A 19,790-nucleotide genomic window follows, 5' to 3' on the forward strand; every position below is an offset into this window, starting at 1 on the left:
GCATGCTAAAACTCGGCGTAAACCGGAGAAGCCGGCGCGCCGTACGGAGAGCAGATGAAAAACCACACAAGCAGGGCGGCGAGTGCCACAAGCGCGCACGTCCAGGCGATCGCCGCAGAAACCGAGCCCCCATACCACCATGCTCGCACGCGCTCCACCACATGCGACACGGACGCCACGGGTGACACCGCACTCCCGGTTCGCCCAAAACGCCCTCCGGAGGCGCTCACAAGCGCACCGCGATCTGCTCGATGATCTTATTCACCGTGTTCATCTCCTTGCGCTCAACCGCCGTGGGCGCGATTTCGACCCCGAAGTTCTCCTCAATGCCAACGAGCACCTCGATGGCCGCGAGCGAGTCGAGCAGACCCGCCTCGAACAGGTCGACATCGCGTTCCTCGCGCACCGCCTCGTCATCGCAGATCTCTTCGAGCATCTCGAGTACCCGGGATTCGATCTCGTTCTTGTCCATTGCCATGGGAAATTCCTTTCTCTCATGCGCCACGCAGGCGCCTTGTCTATATGCCGACGAGCTCATCGTCAGCCTAACGCCGCCGCAATCAGGCCCGAGACCTGCCCTGAGAACAGGGCGAACCCCAAGACCACGAGCTGCAAGGTGACAAACCACGACGCCACCTTGTACCAACCCTCCTTGCGATGGCGCTTGTGGAATGAGCTGCGCTTTTGGTAGACCTCCGTCACCGCGAGCAGGACACCGTGATAGATACCGTACGCAAGGTAGTCCACCGTCAATCCGTGCCAAGCCCCCATAAGCGCCATGTCGACCATGTAGGCGGCGCACGCCGTCTGCAGCCTGCTCGAAAAGAGCTTGCGCTTGGTCGCCATGCGAACGAACCGCATGAACACGAAGTCGCGCAGCCACGTCGACAGCGTTATGTGCCAGCGGTTCCAAAAATCCTTGATATCGACGGCGATGTACGGGGCGCGAAAATTCGCCGGAACGGCGATGCCAAAGCACCGTCCCAAGCCCATCGCCATAAGCGAGTACCCGGCGAAATCAAAGAAGAGGTACGCCGCGTACCCATATGCCCGAAGCACTTCACGGCAGGCGACGGGCATAGTGAGCGCATCGAGCGTGAGCGTGCCGGCGGGAGCGCAACTCGCGTCGTAGAACCCCCGCGCAATCGTCGCGAGGACGAGTTGCATTGCGGCGCCCGCGAACATCATCATGACGCCGCGCGTGAGCAGGTCGGCGTAATCGGAGCGCGGTCTAGGGGCGTGGATGTCCTCGACGAAGCGCCCGGATCGATCGATCGGTCCCGAGGTGAACGTGGCGAAGAAGGTCAGGAAATACAGATAGTCGAGCGGATCCATGCGCTCGATGAGGCCGTCGCGCATCTCGATGAGAACCTGCACCGCCTTAAAGGTGATATAGGAGATGCCGATGAACCCCAGCAGGTCCCGGTCAAACACCGCCCCAACCTTATAGATCACCAGCGGGACGATGGTGGATAGCAGGGCCGCGCGATAGACCGCAAGGCTTTTGGCACCGCCTTCGGTACACCAGCTGCGATGCACCGCATAGGCACCCAGCGAAGCGATAGTGAGAAAGACGCCAAGCGCTGCCAGACCCTGTGGATTCCCGGTAAACAGCAGTGCCATCATCAGACACGACGCCGCCATGCCATACACCCTGATGGACCTGCCCGCAAGCCCCAGAACGACCGCGGGCACCACCAGGAAGGCAGATGCCATGAAGAACGACGGCGAGGTATAAAAACCCATGCGTCCTCCTAGCAGCCCGCGCTCTGCAGGCTCCGGCGATCGAGCTTGCCATTGCCCGTCATGGGCAGTGAATCTCGAAATGCAACCTTCTTGGGAATCATGTAGTGCGGAAGCGTCGCCTTTAGACGCTCCTTCAGCGCGAGCCCCTCCCTAAACGGCGTCTGCTCAAGCGGGCGCGCGGGTACCACGTGCGCCACCAGGTGCGATACCTTCCCGTCGCGATATGTGGCCGTCACCGCGGCAGCGGCGACTTCGGGGAGCCGGCGCAGCTGCTCCTCTATTTCCCCCAGTTCAATGCGGAAGCCGTTGAGCTTCACCTGAAGATCCAGGCGACCGCGGAAGTGAAGCATGCCGTCCTCGTCGAGCATGCCCTCATCGCCCGTGCGGTATGCCCGCACCTGCTCGCCATCGAGCTCGGCCTGCCCAAATGCCCGCGCGGTGAGGTCGTCGCGGCCAAAGTAGCCACGGGCAACGGTGTTCCCCTCGATTACGACCTCGCCGAAAACGCCCGGCTCGCAATCGGATCCATCCGCATCCACGATGCGCAAGCGCGTGCCAGGACGCGGGACGCCTACGGGCAGGGGCTCGTCGGAAGACGCCATGTCTGCCGTGACTTCAACCGAGGTCACTGCCACCGTCGACTCCGTCGGTCCGTACGTGTTGAGGATGCGGGCAGCTGGAAAGCGCTCGAGAAGATGGGCGGCTACCATGTTGGGGAGCGTCTCACCGCAAAAGATGAACAGGCGAAGATCGGGCAGAAGCTTATCGCGAAACTCCACGTTCGCCAGACACAGCTCGGCAAACGATGGGGTCGAAACCCACACCTGGACGCCGCTGTCCGCAAGGGCCTTCATCTGGGATGAAGCGGAGCTTTGCGTTGCGGAGGCAAGGGAGTAGAGGGATCCCCCGCTCGCGAGGGCACCGGCCATCTCAAAGACCGACAGGTCGAAGGAGAAAGGCGCCTGATCGAGCCAAACGGCGCCCAGGGAACGGCCTTCGTCCGCCATACGGGCGAGCTCCACGTCCCAAGCGCAGAAGTTGTCAAAGCACGCTGCGGTTATCTCAACGCCCTTGGGGGCACCCGTCGACCCCGAGGTGAACAGAATGTAGGCGATGTCCTCGCCTGCAATCCAACGCCCGCGATCGCTTTCGCCACCCGTCGCGGCGATGTGACAGAGCTCGTCTTGGGACAACACCGTGAGCGGCGGCATCTCCTCGACACGCGGAATATCCTCGGTAGCCAAAACCAGCGGACACGACCCTTCGCGCGTGATTTGCCTTGCGATGGACGCGACGCGTTTGGCGGGAACCGAGGTGCAGTCGACGGGGACATACGGACACCCGGCCTTCATGCAGGCGAGGAATCCCACCACCATGAAGGGGCCCTTATTCCCGTACACCATGACCGGGACGCCCCGTTCGACATGAGCCGATATATATGCCGCGAGCGCGTCGGACGCCGTCCACACCTCGCCGTAATCGAACTCAGCGCCCGTCGACACGCGCACCGCCGGAGCATGGTGCCGCTCACGGGCAACCGCCTCGATCATCTCCAAATACTTCATGCCATATCACTTCCCCGTCCGCGTTCGTTCGCGTTTTCGACAGACCGCTAGAGCCTACCCCCCCCCGTCGCCCTTTTGGCAAGAGTGGTTTGGGTTTCCCTTATGCGGCATCGCCCATTGTGCCCGCGCAATGGTTAAGAAAGGCTTACGACCGGGTGACATTGCCGTAAGACTGGTTATGAATGGCTGAAGTCGCAGACGGGGGCGGGCGGGAGAGGCCGTTGTGTCGTTTTGGCCCCATGGGCAAATTGCCTGATGGTCCGCAGCGCCAAATGGGGGGCGTGGCGTATTATTGAAGGGTTAGCAATCCGTCTGGTTCAAGGCGGTACGGACGCACCTTTCGGACGCGCCCGAACCGACCGCCGCCAGCGGCCCAACCCGTCCACAGAAGGGCAGGACTCAATGGTCTCTCGCGTGTACGTAGAGAAGAAACCCGGGTTTGACGTCGAGGCGAAGCAGCTGCTCACCGAGCTCCGCGACACCTTGGGCATCGAGGCGCTCACGGCCTTGCGCGTCATTAACCGTTATGACGTCGAGGGTATCGACGAGGAGTTGTTCGCACGCTGCGTGCCCACCGTATTCTCCGAGCCGCAAGTCGACGCCGTGTACAAGGAGCTGCCCGTCGATGCTGCTCACCTCTTCGCCGTCGAGGCGCTGCCCGGCCAGTTCGACCAGCGCGCCGCCTCCGCCGCCGAGTGCGTCCAGCTCATCTCCCAGGGCGAGCGCCCCACCGTGCGCTGCGCCAAGGTGTATGTGCTTTTCGGCGAACTCTCTGCCGAGGATCTTAATGCCGTCAAGGGCTATGTGGTGAACCCGGTCGAGTCGCGCATCGCCGAGCTCGAATTGCCCGAGACCCTCACCCAGGAGATCCCCGACCCCGAGCCGGTCGAGATCATCGACGGCTTCCGAGAGATGGACGAGGCCGCCCTCGCCTCCTTCATCGCCGAGCGCGGTCTGGCCATGGACGAGGCGGACATCGCCTTCTGCCAGCAGTACTTCAAGGACGAGGACCGCGACCCCACCATCACCGAGATCCGCGTCATCGATACGTACTGGAGTGACCACTGCCGCCATACCACCTTTGGCACCAACCTCCAGAACATCGAGATCGACGACGCCGCCGTCGAGGCCGCGTTCGACCGCTACATGGAGATGCGCCATGAGCTTGGCCGCGACGAGAAGCCCGTCTGCCTCATGGACATGGGCACCATCGGCGCCAAGTGGCTTAAAGCGCAGGGCATCCTCACCAACCTCGACGAGTCCGAGGAGATCAACGCCTGCACCGTCAAGGTGACCGTCGACGTCGACGGCGAGGACCAGGACTGGCTGTTCCTCTTCAAGAACGAGACCCACAACCACCCCACCGAGATCGAGCCCTTCGGCGGCGCCGCCACCTGCGTGGGCGGCGCGATCCGCGACCCGCTCTCCGGCCGCTCTTACGTCTACCAGGCCATGCGCGTCACCGGTGCGGCCGACCCGACCGTCCCCGTGAGCGAGACCATCGCCGGTAAGCTGCCCCAGCGCAAGATCGTGACCACCGCGGCGGCCGGCTACTCCTCCTACGGCAACCAGATCGGACTGGCCACGGGCCAGGTCTCCGAGCTGTACCACCCCGGCTACATGGCCAAGCGCATGGAGGTGGGCGCCGTGGTGGGCGCCACCCCGGCAAGCCACGTCCGCCGAGAGTGCCCCGCCCCCGGCGACAAGATCATCCTGCTCGGCGGCCGCACCGGCCGTGACGGCATCGGCGGCGCCACCGGCTCCTCCAAGGCACACAACGTCGAGTCCATCGAGAAGGACGGCGCCGAGGTCCAGAAGGGCAACGCCCCCATGGAGCGCAAGCTGCAGCGCCTCTTCCGCCGCGGCGACGCCTGCCGCCTCATCAAGCGCTGCAACGACTTCGGCGCGGGCGGCGTGTCCGTCGCCGTGGGCGAGCTCGCCGACGGCCTCTACATCGACCTCGACATGGTCACCAAGAAGTACGACGGCCTGGACGGCACCGAACTCGCGATCTCCGAGTCCCAGGAGCGCATGGCCGTGGCGGTAGCAGAGGAGGACGTCGAGGAGTTCATGGGCTACGCCGCCGAGGAGAACCTCGAGGCAACCGTGATCGCCGAGGTCACGCATGAGGCACGCGTCCGCATGGCCTGGCAGGGCGACGCCATCGTCGACCTCTCCCGCGACTTCCTCAACTCCAACGGCGCGCCCAAGTACCAGGACGTCCACGTCGTGGCCCAGGGCATCGCCCCCATCGACCCCGAGAGCGAACTCGCCGAGGCCGCGCTCGAGGAGTTCGGCACCCTCGAGGGCATCTACGAGAGCACCGTCCCCATGGTGCCGGGCGCCGAGACCTGCGAGTCTTTCCACGACGCCATGACCGAGCTCGTGAGCGACCTCAACGTGTGCTCCAACAAGGGCCTGTCCGAGCGCTTCGACTCCACCATCGGCGCCGCGACCGTCCTCATGCCCTTCGGCGGCACCCGGCAGCTCACCCCGAGCCAGGCCATGGTCGCCAAGTTCCCGGTCGACGGCGAGACCACCACGGTCTCTGGCATGGCCTGGGGCTTCAACCCCTACATCATGGACGCCGACCAGTACCGCGGCGCCTATCTCTCCGTCGTCGAGAGCATCTCCCGCCTCGTGGCCACCGGCTTCGACCATGAGAAGGTCTACCTGTCCTTCCAGGAGTACTTCGAGCGCCTGCGCGATGTGCCCGAGCGCTGGGGCAAGCCCATGGCCGCCGTACTGGGCGCGCTCATGGCCCAAGTCGAGCTCGGCGCCGGCGCCATCGGCGGCAAGGACTCCATGTCCGGCTCCTTCGAGGACCTCGACGTCCCGCCCACGCTCGTGTCCTTCGCCGTGGCCGTCGACAAGCTCGCCAACGTCGTCTCGCCCGAGTTCAAGGGCGCCGGCCATCGCGTCGCCCTGATCCAGCCTTCCTATCAGGTCGATGACCTGCTGCCCGAGTCCACCTCGCTGCTCGCCGCCTTCGGTGCCGTCGAGAGCCTCGTGCGCGAGGGCAAGGCGCTCTCCGTCTCCACCGCCGGCTTCGGCGGCCTGGCAGAGGTCCTGTTCAAGGCCTGCCTGGGCAACCGCATCGGCTTCGAGGTTTCCGAGGCCTACTACGAGGCCGACGCCCGCGACCTGTTCGACCACTCCTACGGCTGCTTCATCGTCGAGCTCGACGAGGGCGCCGCGCTGCCCAAGGTCGACGGCGTGTGCGTGGTCGAGCTCGGCGTGACCTGCGAGCCCTACGAGCTCACCGCCTACGGCGAGACGCTCGATCTGAACGAGCTGCAGGAGGCCTGGGCGAGCGCGCTCGAGGGCGTGTTCCCCTACCGCAGCACCGCCGACGACGTCGACGCGCCCGAGGAGCTGATCCCCGAGGAGCGCTACCGCTGCGAGGAGGAGGGCCGCATCCGCGCGACCTACGGCGGCCTCAAGATCGCCAAGCCCCGCGTGATCATCCCGGTCTTCCCCGGCAACAACTGTGAGTTCGACTCCGCCCGTGCCTTTACCGCCGCCGGTGCCGAGGCCGACGTCTTCGTAATCAACAACCTCACGCCCGAGAACGTCGCCGAGTCCACGCGCGAGCTCGCACGGCGCATTCGCGAGTCCCAGATCGTGATGATCCCCGGCGGCTTCTCCGGTGGCGACGAGCCCGACGGCTCCGCCAAGTTCATCACCGCGTTCTTCCGCGCGCCCGAGGTCACCGAGGCCGTTCGCGACCTCCTGCAGGCCCGTGACGGCCTGATGCTCGGCATCTGCAATGGCTTCCAGGCGCTCGTCAAGCTCGGCCTGGTGCCCTACGGCGACATCGTGGACGCCACCGCGGACGCGCCGACGCTGACCTTCAACCAGATCGGCCGCCACCAGAGCCGCCTGGTTCGCACCCGCATCTGCAGCGATCTCTCGCCCTGGCTATCCCAGTGCAACGCGGACGAGCTCTACACCGTGGCCATCTCCCACGGCGAGGGCCGCTTCGTCGCGAACGACGAGGTGCTCGGGCAGCTCCGCGCCGGCGGCCAGATCGCCACGCAGTACGTCGACGTGGCCGGCATGCCGTCCATGGACCTCGACGTGAACCCCAACGGCTCCGTCGCCTGCATCGAGGGCATCACCTCCCCCGACGGCCGCGTGTTCGGCAAGATGGGCCATGTGGAGCGCCGCGGCAACGGCCTGTACAAGAACGTCCCCGGTGAGAAGTTCATGCCCCTGTTCGAGAGCGGCGTGGCCTACTTCGGGTAGGCAGATCCCCCAAATGGTCCTCCTCGTGGGGTCCGCATATAACGCCTTCGAGCGCCGCCGGCTGTTCTGCCGACGGCGCTCTTCCATTTGCGCCCGCCTCCTCATTTGCGCCCGCTCGCGCAATCGCTCGTAATTGAGGTTTTTCGTATTCGTTTCCCAAAAGTCAAAGTAGAGGACGCCATTCAGCAAAATAATCCTGACCTTTTGCTAAATTACCCGCCGCTCTACTTTCGAAATCCCAAATCGAGTACGAAAAACCTCAACTTCCTAATTCCCCGTTGGCACTATGTGCCTCCGTAGTCAGTCTGCACCGATCCACGTTTGGGCCATGGCGCGCTGGCGCCCCCCTTTCAAACACCCGAGTTAGCGGGCTTCAAGCCACGCGCCACCACGACTCAAAATATCGTATTCTCTGTTCAAACCCACACAAGAAAGGTCGATCCATGCACCAGCCCATGAAGCAACTCCCGGAACGAGCCATCAGCGAAGAGGAGGCCCGCAAAATCCTCCGCATCGGCGAGCACTGCGTCGTCGCCACGATCGATGCTGACGGACACCCCTACGCCACGCCGCTTTCCTACGTCCTGGACGGTGACGCCCTGTTGATCCACACGGGCATCGCGGGAGGCCAGAAGACCGAGGACTGGAAGCGCGACCCGCGCGTGTGCGTCACCGTCGCCGTGGATATGGACCCAGTTTACGTCGAGGAGGACGGTGCTCCCGGCCTCTTCACTACGCGCTTCGCAAGTGTGATTGCCACGGGCACCGTTCGTCCCGTTGAGGATGCCGCGCTTATGCGACGCGCCTTGACACAAATCTGCCTTAAATACTGCCCCGAGCACAAGGACAAGATTGGCGCAGCGATCGACTGGGAGCTCCCCGCGACCGCAATTTGGGCAATCGACCTCAATCATATCTCCGGTAAGGCGGGACGCCGCATCCCCAACGGCAAGGGAACCGTCACCGGCAATCTGGACGGATAGACCACCTACCCCCCTTCCCACAAATCGTACGGGAGGGCACACGCTCCATGCGCCGCACACGCCGTCGGCATGGCGCACGTCAACTGCCCCACCGCTTCGCATCCGTATCACCGTCCATTCCATTGACCCCGAAAGGACCACTATGGAACTCATCACCGCCCGCCTTGTCCTGCGCCCCTGGCTCGACAGCGACGCAACCGAGCTCTACGCGCTCGCCCGAGATCCACGTATAGGTACCGCCGCAGGCTGGCCTCCACATGAAAGCGAAGAGCAGAGTCTCGACATCCTCCGCAATGTCTTGCGGGGACCCGAGCAATATGCCGTCACCCTCAGATGCGACGGCACGCTCATAGGTGCAATAGGACTTAAAACGATCGATGATTGCGATTATCTAGAGGGACCCGATGAGTACTCCGCAGGCTACTGGATCGGCGCGCCGCATTGGGGTAAGGGATACGCCCCGGAGGCGTTCTCCGCGCTCATCGAGCATGCGCAACGCGACCTGGGAGCTCGAGCGATGTACGCCGACCACTTCCTCGATAACGCCCAATCGCATCGTGTGATGGAGAAGTGCGGTCTCAAGCCCCTGCGGACAGCCGAGGTTAGCGCGCTGTACCCCGAAGGCTCGCGCGAGGTCCTCATCATGCAGCGCGAACTCAGGCCGGACGGCGAGGCGAACGGCTCATCAGGGTTATGACACGGCAATCGGTTTTGCACGGTCGTCCCCACGCCGCCAAAAGGCCTAATTCATCGAATCCAAGGCTTCCTTCCAGCGTTTTTGAAGCCGATCGAATGTCCATGCGGCGTTTGCGGGACTCGTTGAGGGCAGCACGACCGCGGGCAATCCAACCCGATCCTGCAGGTGCTTGGCGTATAGACGCCCCGCCGTTCCGCCATTGCACACGACATGCCGAATGGGCGCCACCTCAAGCACACGCTCGATGTCTACAGGCTCCACGTTTGCGATGCTCGCATCGCTCGAACCCTTAATGTCGCATTGCGCCACCACGTCCCACAGCGCAATACCATGCGCAAGCAAGAGCGCGCACTTCTCAGGGATCGATTGGGGGACTTTCGCTCGCAGGCAAGACGCTAAAACGCGCCAAAATCGGTTCTGGGGATTTCCGTAATAGAAGTCGTTCGCGCGCGAAAGTACCGAGGGAAAGGAGCCGAGCACTAAAATGCGTGAGCGCTCGTCGTATACCGGTTCAAACCCGTGCGATATGCGTTGATACTCAGGCATGATCTTCCTCCTATCTCCACGAGAGCCTCCGCGCGAGTGGGTATAAGCGACTAGAATACCATCATCTTTAGAAGGGATCATCATGTCAGCCAACCACGACCTTGTCCTGTATTATCGCCCCACGTGCCCGTTTTGTATCCGCGTCACGGACTTCATGAGGAGCCGCGGCATCGAAATTCCCCTGCGCAATATCAGCATCGACTCCGAGGCGGCGCGTACACTCGTTTCGGTGGGTGGCAAGCAGCAGGTTCCGTGCCTGTTCATCGACGGCAAGCCGCTCTACGAATCAAGCGATATCATCGCTTGGCTCGATGCCAACTTCTAAGCTCATCCCCCACCGCAAAACATACGTGCACTGTCGCCGAACAAAGGCATACAGGGGAACGTGTCTCATCCAGACGGGCTCATCGCCATAACCGCGGTGAGCCCTCCTCCCTCTGCAACAGGCCAAAGGCAGAGAACGCGAACCCTACTGCTCTGCCGATACGTAATCCTCATCGACCGTGATTTTGGGCACGGCATCGGGGTACTCTTCGACAACAAGGGCCGACAAGCGAGATTTGAACTCCTGGGGACTCAGCTCACAATCAGCAGGATGCAGCGAATCGAAAATAACATTGGTATGCGTAGGCCCCGGTACACACCGAAGATCATGAATGCTCGCGTGAGGGCTGATGCTCTGCGCTAAAGCATTAATCTTGTTACGCATATCGGCGACATGGGGATCATTCGTGACGATGGGGTCGTAATGAAGGGTGACAATGAGCCCGTCCTCGTCCTTGAACGCCTGCTCGATATTATCAAGTGTGTCGTGGCTCTCGAGCGGATCGGTCTCAGCTGCCATCTCAACGTGCGCGCTGGCGAATTGCCTGCCCGGGCCGTAGTCGTGCACCATGAGGTCATGCGTGCCGAGGACCCCAGGGTAGCTCATGATTTTTGATCGGATATGCTGAACAAGCTCAGGGTCGGGTGCTTGTCCAAGTAGCGGATTGACCGTGTCGCGGATGAGCTCGATGCCGCTCCAACCGATATAGGCGCCCACTGCGAGGCCCGCCCAGGCGTCCAAATTAATCCCCGTGATACGGGCGAATATTGCACAAATGAGCACCGCCCCCGTGGCAAGGACGTCATTTTTGGAATCCTGGGCGGTTGCAAGCAGTGTTTCGGATTTGATTTTCTCCCCGAGCACGTGATTCAGATGAGCCATCCATTGTTTGAGCCCCATAGATCCCACAAGGACACCCACCAACGCAAGCGAGAATTCGACGTCAGAGGGATTGATGATCTTATCAATCGAGGATTTGACGAGCTCGACGCCGATCATAAGCACGAGAACAGCGACGACAAGCCCCGAGAGATACTCGAAGCGACCATGACCATACGGATGCTCCGGGTCGGCGGGCTTACTGGCGAGCTTGAAACCCAGGACGCTCACGATATTCGAGCTCGCGTCACTCAGATTGTTGAGTGCATCGGCAACGATGGACACAGAGCCAGAGAGAACGCCCACCAGCCCCTTGCCAAGGCAAAGCACGACATTGAGCGCAATGCAGACAAAACCGGCAAGCTCGCCGACCTTGCCGCGGTCACCTTCTGCGCGTCGCATAATCCAATCAACCATACGTACCCCGAATCTCTTTACCGTACAGCCCCATAGCGCAATTGCAATTTGACAATGGTAGCACCGAACAGGACGGGCGGCACGCTACGTAAGCAACGACAATCAACTCTAGAGACACAAAAAGGCCGTCACCCCTAGGTGACGGCCTTGAAGATTGCGCTATCAAGCAATCGACTTAGAGCTTGATCTCGATGTCGACACCGGCAGGCAGGTCGAGGCGCATGAGCGAGTCGACGGTACCGGGCGTGGGATCGAGGATGTCAATGAGACGCTTGTGAGTGCGCATCTCGAACTGCTCACGGGAGTCCTTGTTCACGTGGGGCGAACGGATGACCGTGTACAGGTTGCGCTCGGTCGGCAGAGGGATGGGGCCGGAAACGCGAGCACCGGTCTTCTGAGCGGTCTCAACGATGAGCTTGGCGGACTGATCGACGACCTCGTGATCATAGCCCTTCAGGCGGATCCTGATCTTCTGGCTGGACAACTTAACCTCCAACAATGGATGAGCGAGGGCACCCTCGCGGTGTTACACGTACGGGCGAGGGACCTTAGTTGGTACCGTTCTTCGCCATGACCTCGTCCACGATGGACTTGGGAGCCGGCTCGTAGGAGTCGAACTGCATGGTGTAGGTAGCACGGCCCTGGGTCTGGGAGCGAAGGTCGGTAGCGTAACCGAACATCTCGCCCAGCGGCACCTTGGCACGGATAAGCTTGCTGTTCCTGCGATCCTCCATACCCTCGATCTTGCCGCGGCGACCGGAGAGGTTGCCCATAACGTCGCCCATATACTGCTCGGGGGTCTCGACCTCGACAGCCATGATCGGCTCGAGCAGCTGCGGATCGGACTTCTTGAGGGCGTCCTTGATAGCCATGGAACCGGCGATCTTGAAGGCGGCCTCGGAGGAGTCGACCTCGTGGTAAGAACCGTCGAACAGGGTGACCTTAACATCGAGGACCGGGAAGCCGGCGATAACACCGGTGTTCAGGGCCTCCTGGATGCCCTTATCGATGGACGGGATGTACTCCTTGGGCACGACGCCGCCGACGATAGCGTTGACGAACTCGTAGCCGAAGCCCTCCTCCATCTTCTCGAGCTTGATGACGGCGTGGCCGTACTGACCGCGACCGCCGGACTGACGGACGAACTTGCCCTCAGCCTTCTCGACGTCGTGACCAGCGGTCTCGCGGTAGGCAACCTGGGGCTTACCAACGTTAGCGTCAACCTTGAACTCGCGGAGCAGACGGTCGACGATGATCTCGAGGTGCAGCTCGCCCATGCCGGCGATGATGGTCTGGCCGGTCTCGTGGTTGGTGGACACCGTGAAGGTCGGGTCCTCCTCGGCGAGCTTGGTCAGAGCCAGGGACATCTTGTCCTGCTCGGCCTTGGTCTTGGGCTCGATGGCAACGTCGATAACGGGCTTAGCGAACTCGATCTTCTCGAGGACGATCTCCTTGCCCTCGGTGCACAGGGTGTCACCGGTAGTGGAGTTCTTGAAGCCGACGCAAGCGACGATGTCGCCGGCACAGGCGTCGTCACGATCGATACGCTCGGCGGCGTTCATCTCGAGGATACGGCCGAGACGCTCGCGCTGACCGTTGGAAGCGTTGACCACGTAGGAGCCGGACTCGGCGCGGCCGGAGTAAACGCGAACATAGGTGAGCTTACCGACGAACGGGTCGGTCATGATCTTGAAGACCAAGCCGGAGAAGGGCTCGTCGAAGGAAGGATGGCGCTCAATCTCCTCGCCGGTGTCCGGATCGGTACCGGTGACGGCCTCGACGTCGATCGGGCTGGGCAGGTAGTCGACGACAGCGTCGAGCAGCTCCTGGACGCCCTTGTTCTTGTAGGCGGAGCCCACGAAGACGAGGTTGAGCTCGTTGGCCAGAACGCCCTTGCGCAGAGCAGCCTTGAGCTCCTCGACGGTGAAGTCCTCCTCCATGAGGATCTTCTCCATGAGCTCGTCGTCAAAGTTGGCAGCAGCGTCGAGGAGCTCCTCGCGCTTGGTGGCAGCGATGTCAGCGAACTCAGCCGGGATCTCGTCCATCGGCTCGGGGTAGGTCATGCCCTTCGCGTCGGCCTTGAAGTCCCATGCAGTCATGGTGACCAGGTCGATGACGCCCCAGAAGTTGTCCTCGGCGCCCATCGGGACCTGAGCAGCCACGGCGTTAGCGTCGAGGCGATCCTTCATGGTCTCGATAGCGTTGAAGAAGTCAGCCCCCACGCGGTCATACTTGTTGATGAAGGCGATGCGGGGGACGTTGAAGGTAGAAGCCTGACGCCAAACGGTCTCAGACTGGGGCTGAACGCCGGCAACGGCGTCGAACACGGCGACGGCGCCATCGAGGACGCGCAGGCAGCGCTCGACCTCGGCGGTGAAGTCAACGTGGCCCGGGGTGTCGATGATCTGGATGCGGTAGTCCTTACCGTCCTTGTTCCAGAAGCACGTGGTAGCAGCGGAGGTAATGGTTACGCCGCGCTCCTGCTCCTGAACCATCCAGTCCATGGTGGCAGCGCCCTCATGGACCTCACCGATCTTGTGGGTCTTACCGGTGTAGTAAAGAATACGCTCGGTCGTGGTGGTCTTACCGGCATCGATGTGAGCCATGATGCCGATGTTACGGGTATCGGAAAGCTTGTACTTGGGCTTAGCCATGTCTTAAGTCCCTTCCCTGAATTACCAGCGGTAGTGAGAGAACGCGCGGTTGGCCTCGGCCATCTTGAAGACGTCCTCGCGCTTCTTCACGGAAGCACCAACGCCGTTGGAGGCGTCCATGATCTCGGCGGCCAGACGCTCGGCCATGGTCTTCTCCTTGCGGGCGCGGGAGAAGTTGACCATCCAGCGGATGCCCAGCTGAGTGGAACGACGGGCGTTGACCTCCATGGGGACCTGGTAGGTAGCGCCACCAACGCGCTTGGGCTTGACCTCAAGCGTGGGCTTGATGTTGTCCATGGCCTTCTTGAAGACGGCGAGGGCGTCCTCACCGGTCTTCTCGGCGACCATATCGAAGGCGGTGTAGACGATACGCTCAGCGGTGGCCTTCTTGCCGTCAAGAAGGACCTTGTTGATGAGCTGCGTCACGAGGCGGTTGTTGTAAACAGCATCAGGCTGGACCTCGCGGCGGTGAGTTTTAGCTGCACGACGCGGCATATTGAATCTCCTCTATCTGAATGGGATCTGGGTCAATCGTCGATCGACTACTTCGGGCGCTTCGCGCCGTACTTGGAACGACCCTGCTTACGGTTGGCGACGGGAGCGCAGTCATAGCAGCCGCGAAGGATGTGGTAACGCACACCAGGCAGGTCGCGAACACGACCGCCGCGGACGAGCACGATGGAGTGCTCCTGCAGGTTGTGACCCTCGCCGGGGATGTAAGCGGTGACCTCGATGCCGTTCACGAGGCGCACACGGGCGACCTTGCGAAGAGCCGAGTTCGGCTTCTTAGGGGAGGTGGTGAACACGCGGGTGCACACACCGCGCTTCTGGGCGTTGCTCTTGAGAGCGGCGTTCTTGGACTTCTTGGGGACCGAGCGACGGCCCTGGCGAACCAGCTGGTTGATAGTAGGCAAAGCGTACTCCTTCTCGAAATATCCAGCTTCCATTCCATGTGCAACGGCATATTAAGGGGCGTCAGCACCCGCCCACAAAACACGCATTTCGCTATGATACGCGCGCGTATCTGGGCGGTCAACAGACCACGCGTCCGCGCGTTTCCCTATTTGGGGCATATTCCGCAGAGTCTCCACAAACAGCGAAAAGCCCGCCCTCCCCTTTTGGGAAGACGGGCTTTAGCAATAGGTGAACCGCGAGCGGGGCTCAGGCGCCCCAGATCGCCCTGAAAGAGGAGGGCGCACGCCTAGCGTGCGGCGCCCGACGATTGAAGGGCGAAGTGGGGTGCCTGAGGCACGCGCAGCTTAGTCCTCCTGCTCCTCGGGGTAGACCTCGTCAGTGTCGACGAGCTTGTTCAGAAGCTCGTCGAGGGAGGCCATGTCCTCGTTGATGACGCCGTTGCCGTCCTTGGACTGCGCAGGGGCGCCGAGCATCTCCTCGTCGGAATCGAGGTGATGGCGCGGGGCGCTCGTGCCGAGCAGGATGTCGTCCGGACCATCCGGGGAGAACACCATCTGCAGCAGCTGGGAGAGGTCCTCCTCGTCGGCAACATCCTCGGAGTTGTCAAGGATGTAGAGCAGGTTGTGCTCCTCAAGACCGTCGCGGAGCTCCTCGATGGCCTTGGCACCAATGCCGTCGATGCGGAGCAGGTCCTCCTCGGACTTGCCCACGAGGTCACCGACGACCTCAATGCCGACCTCGCTGAACTTGTTGGTCCAACGCTGGGAAACACCCAGGTCATCGAAGAGATAGAGGCGCGCGTCCTCGGCGGAGATGGTACGGCCATTGCGGGTGAACTGGCCACCCTCGCCGCCGTACTCGCCCGCGCCGAAGTCGAGCTGCTGCGGCAGCTCCTCATCGAGCTCCTTGAGCTCCTCGGGCGCCCAATCGGGGAGCACCTTGGCATGCGGAGAGGTGGGGTTCTCAATGGCCTGGTAGCCATCCTCGGTACGATAAGTCAAACCGGCCTTGGCGTACGGCTTGAGACCGGTGCCCGCCGGGATCTTCTTACCCACGATGACATTGGACTTGAGGTCGAGCAGATGGTCGACCTTGCCCTCGATGGCGGCCTCGGTGAGGACGCCCGCGGTGCGGATGAACGACGCGGAGGACAGCCAGGAGTCGATGGAGGAAGCGACCTTGAGCGTACCCAGAATCGCAGGCTCGGCGGCAGGCGGCGTGAGGCCCAGACGCGCCACGCGATCGACCTCGTCGGCGAACTCGTAGCGGTCCACGTACTGGCCGAGCAGGTAGCGGGAGTCACCGGGGTTGGTGATCTGAACGCGACGCAGCATCTGGCGAGCCATAACCTCGATGTGCTTGTCGTTGAGGTCGACGCCCTGGGAGTTGTAGACCTCCTTCACGTTCTCGACGAACGTGTGCATGGTGGACTCGATGTCGGTGAGCTGGCGCAGGTTGCGGAAGTTCACGAAGCCCTTGGTGATCTGATCGCCGGCGCGGACCTCGCAGCCGTCCTCGATACCGGGCATGAACTGCACGGCGGCGGGAACGCGCTTCTCGTCCAGAATGCGGCTCGGGTCGTCCGAGTCGGTGAGCGTGAGCACATACTCGGACTTCTCGGGCTTGATGGCCAGGTGACCGGAGAACGGGGCGAGGTCGGCCTCGCGACCGAGAATCTTCTCGTTAACGTTGCCGACGATGTCGAACATACGCGAAACGGTCGGGAGACCCTGCGTAATGTCCGCAACGCCCGCGACGCCGCCGGAGTGAATCGTACGCATCGTAAGCTGCGTACCGGGCTCGCCGATGGACTGGGCGGCGATGATGCCGACCGCGGTACCGATGGCGACAGGACGGCGGGTGGAGAGGTCCCAGCCGTAGCACTTCTGGCACACGCCGTACTTGGAGCGGCAGGTGAGCAGTGCACGCAGCGCGACCTTCTTGAGGCCGGCATCGACCATCTTCTTGAGGTCGTCGACGCAGGTGATGTACTCGTCCTTCTTGAACAGGACGGTGCCATCGGCAGCCACGACATCCTCGAGGAAGCAACGACCGACGAGGTCGGCGTTGATGTCCTCGGTGCCCGGGATGATCAGGTTGTACGTGCAGCCCTCAGTGGTGCCACAGTCCTCTTCGCGCACGATGACGTCCTGTGCCACGTCGACGAGTCGACGGGTGAGGTAACCGGAGTCGGAGGTGTGCGAAGCGGTATCGACGAGGCCCTTACGAGCGCCGTAGGTGGAGATGAAGTACTCGAGCGGGAGCAGGCCCTCGCGGAAGTTCGCCTTAATGGGAAGGTCGATCGTCTCGCCGGACATGTCCGCCATGAGGCCGCGCATGCCGCCGAGCTGACGCAGCTGGGCCTTGGAACCACGGGCGCCGGAGTCGGCCATCATGTAGATGGGGTTCTCCTCATCGAACATCGCGAGCATCTTGGAAGCGACCTCGTCGGTAGCGGCGGTCCACTCGTTGACGACCTCGATGTGGCGCTCGGTCTCGTTGAGGAAGCCCTCCTCGAAGTACGCGTTGATCTGGTCGACGTTGCTCTGGGCACGGTCGAGAACCTGCCACTTGTCGTCAGGGATCAGAGCATCCCACACCGAGATGGTGAGGCCGGAGGTGGTGGCGTAGTGGAAACCGGAGTACTTGATGGCGTCGAGGATCGGGGCGACCTCGGCCTCGGGGTAACGATCGCAGCAGTCGGAGACGAGCTTGGCGATGTCGCCCTTAACCATCTTGTAGTTAATGAACTCGTAGTCCGTGGGCAGGCACTGACGGTTGAAGATGATGCGGCCGATGGTGGTCTCGAAGCGAGCGGTCTTGGTGCCGGTCACGTCGTAGTCCACGACCTCGTTCTTGCCAATCTTGACGCGGAACAGCTTGGTGCCGTCCTCGAGCTCGACGTTGGCCTCGGCCTCGGAGACGCGGACCTGGACCTTGGCCTGCAGGTCGACGCCGGCCTCGGCGCGGCAGTCATAGGCGCGCAGGGCGTCGTCGAAGCTCGCGAACACGTGGCCCTCGCCCGGCATGCCGTCGCGGGCCTGCGTGAGGTAGTACACGCCAATGATCATGTCCTGGGAAGGAATGTTCACGGGCTTGCCCGAAGCCGGCGAGCGCAGGTTGTTGGAGCTCATCATGAGGATGCGCGCCTCGGCCTGAGCCTGGACGGACAGCGGTACGTGCACGGACATCTGGTCGCCGTCGAAGTCGGCGTTGAACGGAGCGCAGACGAGCGGGTGCAGGTGGATGGCCTTACCCTCGACCAGCACGGGCTCGAAAGCCTGGATGGAGAGGCGGTGCAGCGTCGGTGCGCGGTTGAGCAGGACGAGGCGGCCATCGATGACCTCCTCGAGGATGTCCCACACAAAGGAGGCGCGACGCTCGATGGCGCGCTTGGCGCCCTTGATGTTCTCCACCTTGCCTAGCTCAGTCAGGCGCTTCATAACGAAGGGCTGGAACAGCTCCAGGGCCATCGTCTTGGGCAGACCGCACTGATGCAGCTTGAGCTTGGGGTCGGTAACAATAACCGAACGGCCGGAGTAGTCAACGCGCTTACCCAGCAGGTTCTGGCGGAAGCGGCCCTGCTTGCCCTTGAGGGCCTCGGCGAGCGACTTGAGCGGACGACCGCCACGGCCAGAGACCGGGCGACCACGACGGCCGTTGTCGAACAGGGCGTCCACGGACTCCTGGAGCATGCGCTTCTCGTTGTTCACGATGATCGCGGGAGCGTCCAGGTCGAGCAGGCGCTTGAGTCGGTTGTTACGATTGATCACGCGACGGTACAGGTCGTTGAGGTCGGACGCGGCGAAGCGGCCGCCGTCGAGCTGGACCATCGGGCGCAGATCCGGCGGAATGACCGGGATGACGTCGAGGATCATGTTCGCGGGGTCGTTGCCGCCCTTGAGGAAGGCATCAACGACCTCGAGGCGCTTGACGGCCTTTTCACGCTTCTGCTTCTGGGAATCCTCGTCGGCGATGATGGCCTTGAGGGTCGCGGCCTCCTGCTCGAGGTCGATGGAGGCGAGGAGGTCGCGGATGGCCTCGGCGCCCATGTCGCCCTTGAAGTACATGGAGTAGTAGCGCTTCATCTCGCGGAACAGCGGCTCGTCGGAGACGAGGTCGCGCTCGTTGAGCTGCATGAACGCCTGGAAGGCCTCGGAGCGGAGGTCCTTCTCATCGCGGCACTCCTCCTGGATATCGACAATACCCGCAGCGATTTCCTCGGGCGTGAGGGGCTCCTCGTCGGAGAACTCGTCGAAGTTCTCGGGGTTGCCCTGCGCCTTGAGGCTCTCGATCTGGCGGGCGCACTCGGCGTCGATCTCCTCCAGGTCGGCGGCGAGCTCCTCACGCAGGTCGTCGGCGTCGGCCTCACGGGCCTCATAGTCGACGTGCGTGATGATATAGCTCGCGAAGTACAGCACCTTCTCGAGGTCCTTGGACTTTATGTCGAGCATGCGGCTCATCGGGAACGAGACGGGGCTCTTGAAGTACCAGATATGGCTGACGGGAGCCGCCAGCTCGATGTGGCCCATGCGCTCGCGGCGCACCTTGGCCGTGGTTACCTCGACGCCGCAGCGCTCGCAGACGATGCCCTTGAAACGGATGCCCTTGTACTTGCCGCAGGAGCACTCCCAGTCCTTGGCGGGACCGAAGATCTTCTCGCAGAACAGGCCGTCCTTCTCGGGCTTGAGGGTACGGTAATTGATGGTCTCGGGCTTCTTGACCTCGCCGCGCGACCACGAGCGGATCTTGTCGGCGGAAGCGAGCGAGATCTTTACCGAATCAAAATCAGTAGCTTCGAAATCTGCCACAGTC

At 62.4% G+C, this 19,790-nt stretch carries 15 protein-coding genes; 4 read left to right on the forward strand and 11 right to left on the reverse strand.

Annotated elements, in window-relative coordinates; translation table 11 throughout:
• Window positions 1–5: 5 nt before the first annotated feature.
• The 4 genes from Q5Q88_RS00160 to dltA all read right to left on the reverse strand — a co-directional run bounded on the left by Q5Q88_RS00160 (window position 6) and on the right by dltA (window position 3,311).
• Entirely contained in the window at window positions 6–179 is a 174-nt protein-coding gene (locus Q5Q88_RS00160) for a hypothetical protein (RefSeq protein ID WP_233546140.1), read from the reverse strand.
• A 47-nt stretch (window positions 180–226) separates the two neighbouring features.
• Window positions 227–478 (reverse strand): D-alanine--poly(phosphoribitol) ligase subunit DltC, encoded by a 252-nt coding sequence (gene dltC, locus Q5Q88_RS00165; protein ID WP_118653623.1) that lies wholly within the window; start codon window positions 476–478, stop codon window positions 227–229.
• 62 nt (window positions 479–540) lie between these two features.
• Window positions 541–1,746 (reverse strand): D-alanyl-lipoteichoic acid biosynthesis protein DltB, encoded by a 1,206-nt coding sequence (gene dltB / locus Q5Q88_RS00170; protein ID WP_302741032.1) that lies wholly within the window; start codon window positions 1,744–1,746, stop codon window positions 541–543.
• A gap of 8 nt (window positions 1,747–1,754) precedes the next feature.
• Window positions 1,755–3,311, reverse strand: coding sequence for a D-alanine--poly(phosphoribitol) ligase subunit DltA (dltA, locus tag Q5Q88_RS00175; RefSeq protein ID WP_302741034.1), 1,557 nt, complete (start codon window positions 3,309–3,311; stop codon window positions 1,755–1,757).
• A 402-nt stretch (window positions 3,312–3,713) separates the two neighbouring features.
• Between dltA and Q5Q88_RS00180 the strand changes: the two genes are divergently transcribed.
• From Q5Q88_RS00180 to Q5Q88_RS00190, 3 genes are all read left to right on the forward strand, one after another.
• Window positions 3,714–7,559, forward strand: a complete 3,846-nt coding sequence (locus Q5Q88_RS00180; protein WP_302741036.1) for a phosphoribosylformylglycinamidine synthase — start codon at window positions 3,714–3,716, stop codon at window positions 7,557–7,559.
• 443 nt (window positions 7,560–8,002) lie between these two features.
• Complete coding sequence (locus Q5Q88_RS00185; protein WP_118654258.1) at window positions 8,003–8,542, forward strand: pyridoxamine 5'-phosphate oxidase family protein; 540 nt, start codon at window positions 8,003–8,005, stop codon at window positions 8,540–8,542.
• A 142-nt stretch (window positions 8,543–8,684) separates the two neighbouring features.
• Window positions 8,685–9,239 carry a GNAT family N-acetyltransferase gene (locus Q5Q88_RS00190; protein WP_118654259.1) on the forward strand — a complete coding sequence of 185 codons (555 nt, stop codon included), beginning with the start codon at window positions 8,685–8,687 and terminating at the stop codon, window positions 9,237–9,239.
• A gap of 45 nt (window positions 9,240–9,284) precedes the next feature.
• Here Q5Q88_RS00190 and Q5Q88_RS00195 read toward each other — a convergent pair whose 3' ends face one another.
• On the reverse strand, window positions 9,285–9,869 hold the full coding sequence (locus Q5Q88_RS00195; RefSeq protein WP_368076125.1) for a DNA-deoxyinosine glycosylase: 585 nt from the start codon (window positions 9,867–9,869) through the stop codon (window positions 9,285–9,287).
• Here Q5Q88_RS00195 and Q5Q88_RS00200 point away from each other — a divergent pair.
• Entirely contained in the window at window positions 9,868–10,110 is a 243-nt protein-coding gene (locus Q5Q88_RS00200; RefSeq protein WP_118654261.1) for a glutaredoxin, read from the forward strand. The genes Q5Q88_RS00195 and Q5Q88_RS00200 overlap by 2 nt on opposite strands.
• A gap of 144 nt (window positions 10,111–10,254) precedes the next feature.
• Here the strand turns inward: Q5Q88_RS00200 and Q5Q88_RS00205 are convergent, their stop codons facing one another.
• The 6 genes from Q5Q88_RS00205 to Q5Q88_RS00230 form a co-directional block, all read right to left on the reverse strand.
• The gene (locus tag Q5Q88_RS00205) at window positions 10,255–11,391 is read right to left on the reverse strand and encodes a cation diffusion facilitator family transporter (RefSeq protein WP_233546236.1); all 1,137 of its coding nucleotides are present in this window, start codon (window positions 11,389–11,391) and stop codon (window positions 10,255–10,257) included.
• Window positions 11,392–11,581: 190 nt separating this feature from the next.
• Window positions 11,582–11,890: a 30S ribosomal protein S10 gene (rpsJ, locus tag Q5Q88_RS00210; RefSeq protein WP_118654263.1), complete on the reverse strand. Its 309-nt coding sequence runs from the start codon at window positions 11,888–11,890 to the stop codon at window positions 11,582–11,584.
• A gap of 64 nt (window positions 11,891–11,954) precedes the next feature.
• Window positions 11,955–14,060 carry an elongation factor G gene (gene fusA / locus Q5Q88_RS00215; RefSeq protein WP_118654264.1) on the reverse strand — a complete coding sequence of 702 codons (2,106 nt, stop codon included), beginning with the start codon at window positions 14,058–14,060 and terminating at the stop codon, window positions 11,955–11,957.
• 21 nt (window positions 14,061–14,081) lie between these two features.
• Complete coding sequence (gene rpsG / locus Q5Q88_RS00220) at window positions 14,082–14,555, reverse strand: 30S ribosomal protein S7 (RefSeq protein WP_118654265.1); 474 nt, start codon at window positions 14,553–14,555, stop codon at window positions 14,082–14,084.
• 47 nt (window positions 14,556–14,602) lie between these two features.
• Window positions 14,603–14,974, reverse strand: coding sequence for a 30S ribosomal protein S12 (gene rpsL / locus Q5Q88_RS00225; protein ID WP_118654266.1), 372 nt, complete (start codon window positions 14,972–14,974; stop codon window positions 14,603–14,605).
• Window positions 14,975–15,319: 345 nt separating this feature from the next.
• The gene (locus Q5Q88_RS00230; protein ID WP_294123794.1) at window positions 15,320–19,786 is read right to left on the reverse strand and encodes a DNA-directed RNA polymerase subunit beta'; all 4,467 of its coding nucleotides are present in this window, start codon (window positions 19,784–19,786) and stop codon (window positions 15,320–15,322) included.
• Window positions 19,787–19,790: the final 4 nt, after the last annotated feature.

Source organism: uncultured Collinsella sp. (assembly GCF_959026545.1).
GTDB lineage: Bacteria > Actinomycetota > Coriobacteriia > Coriobacteriales > Coriobacteriaceae > Collinsella.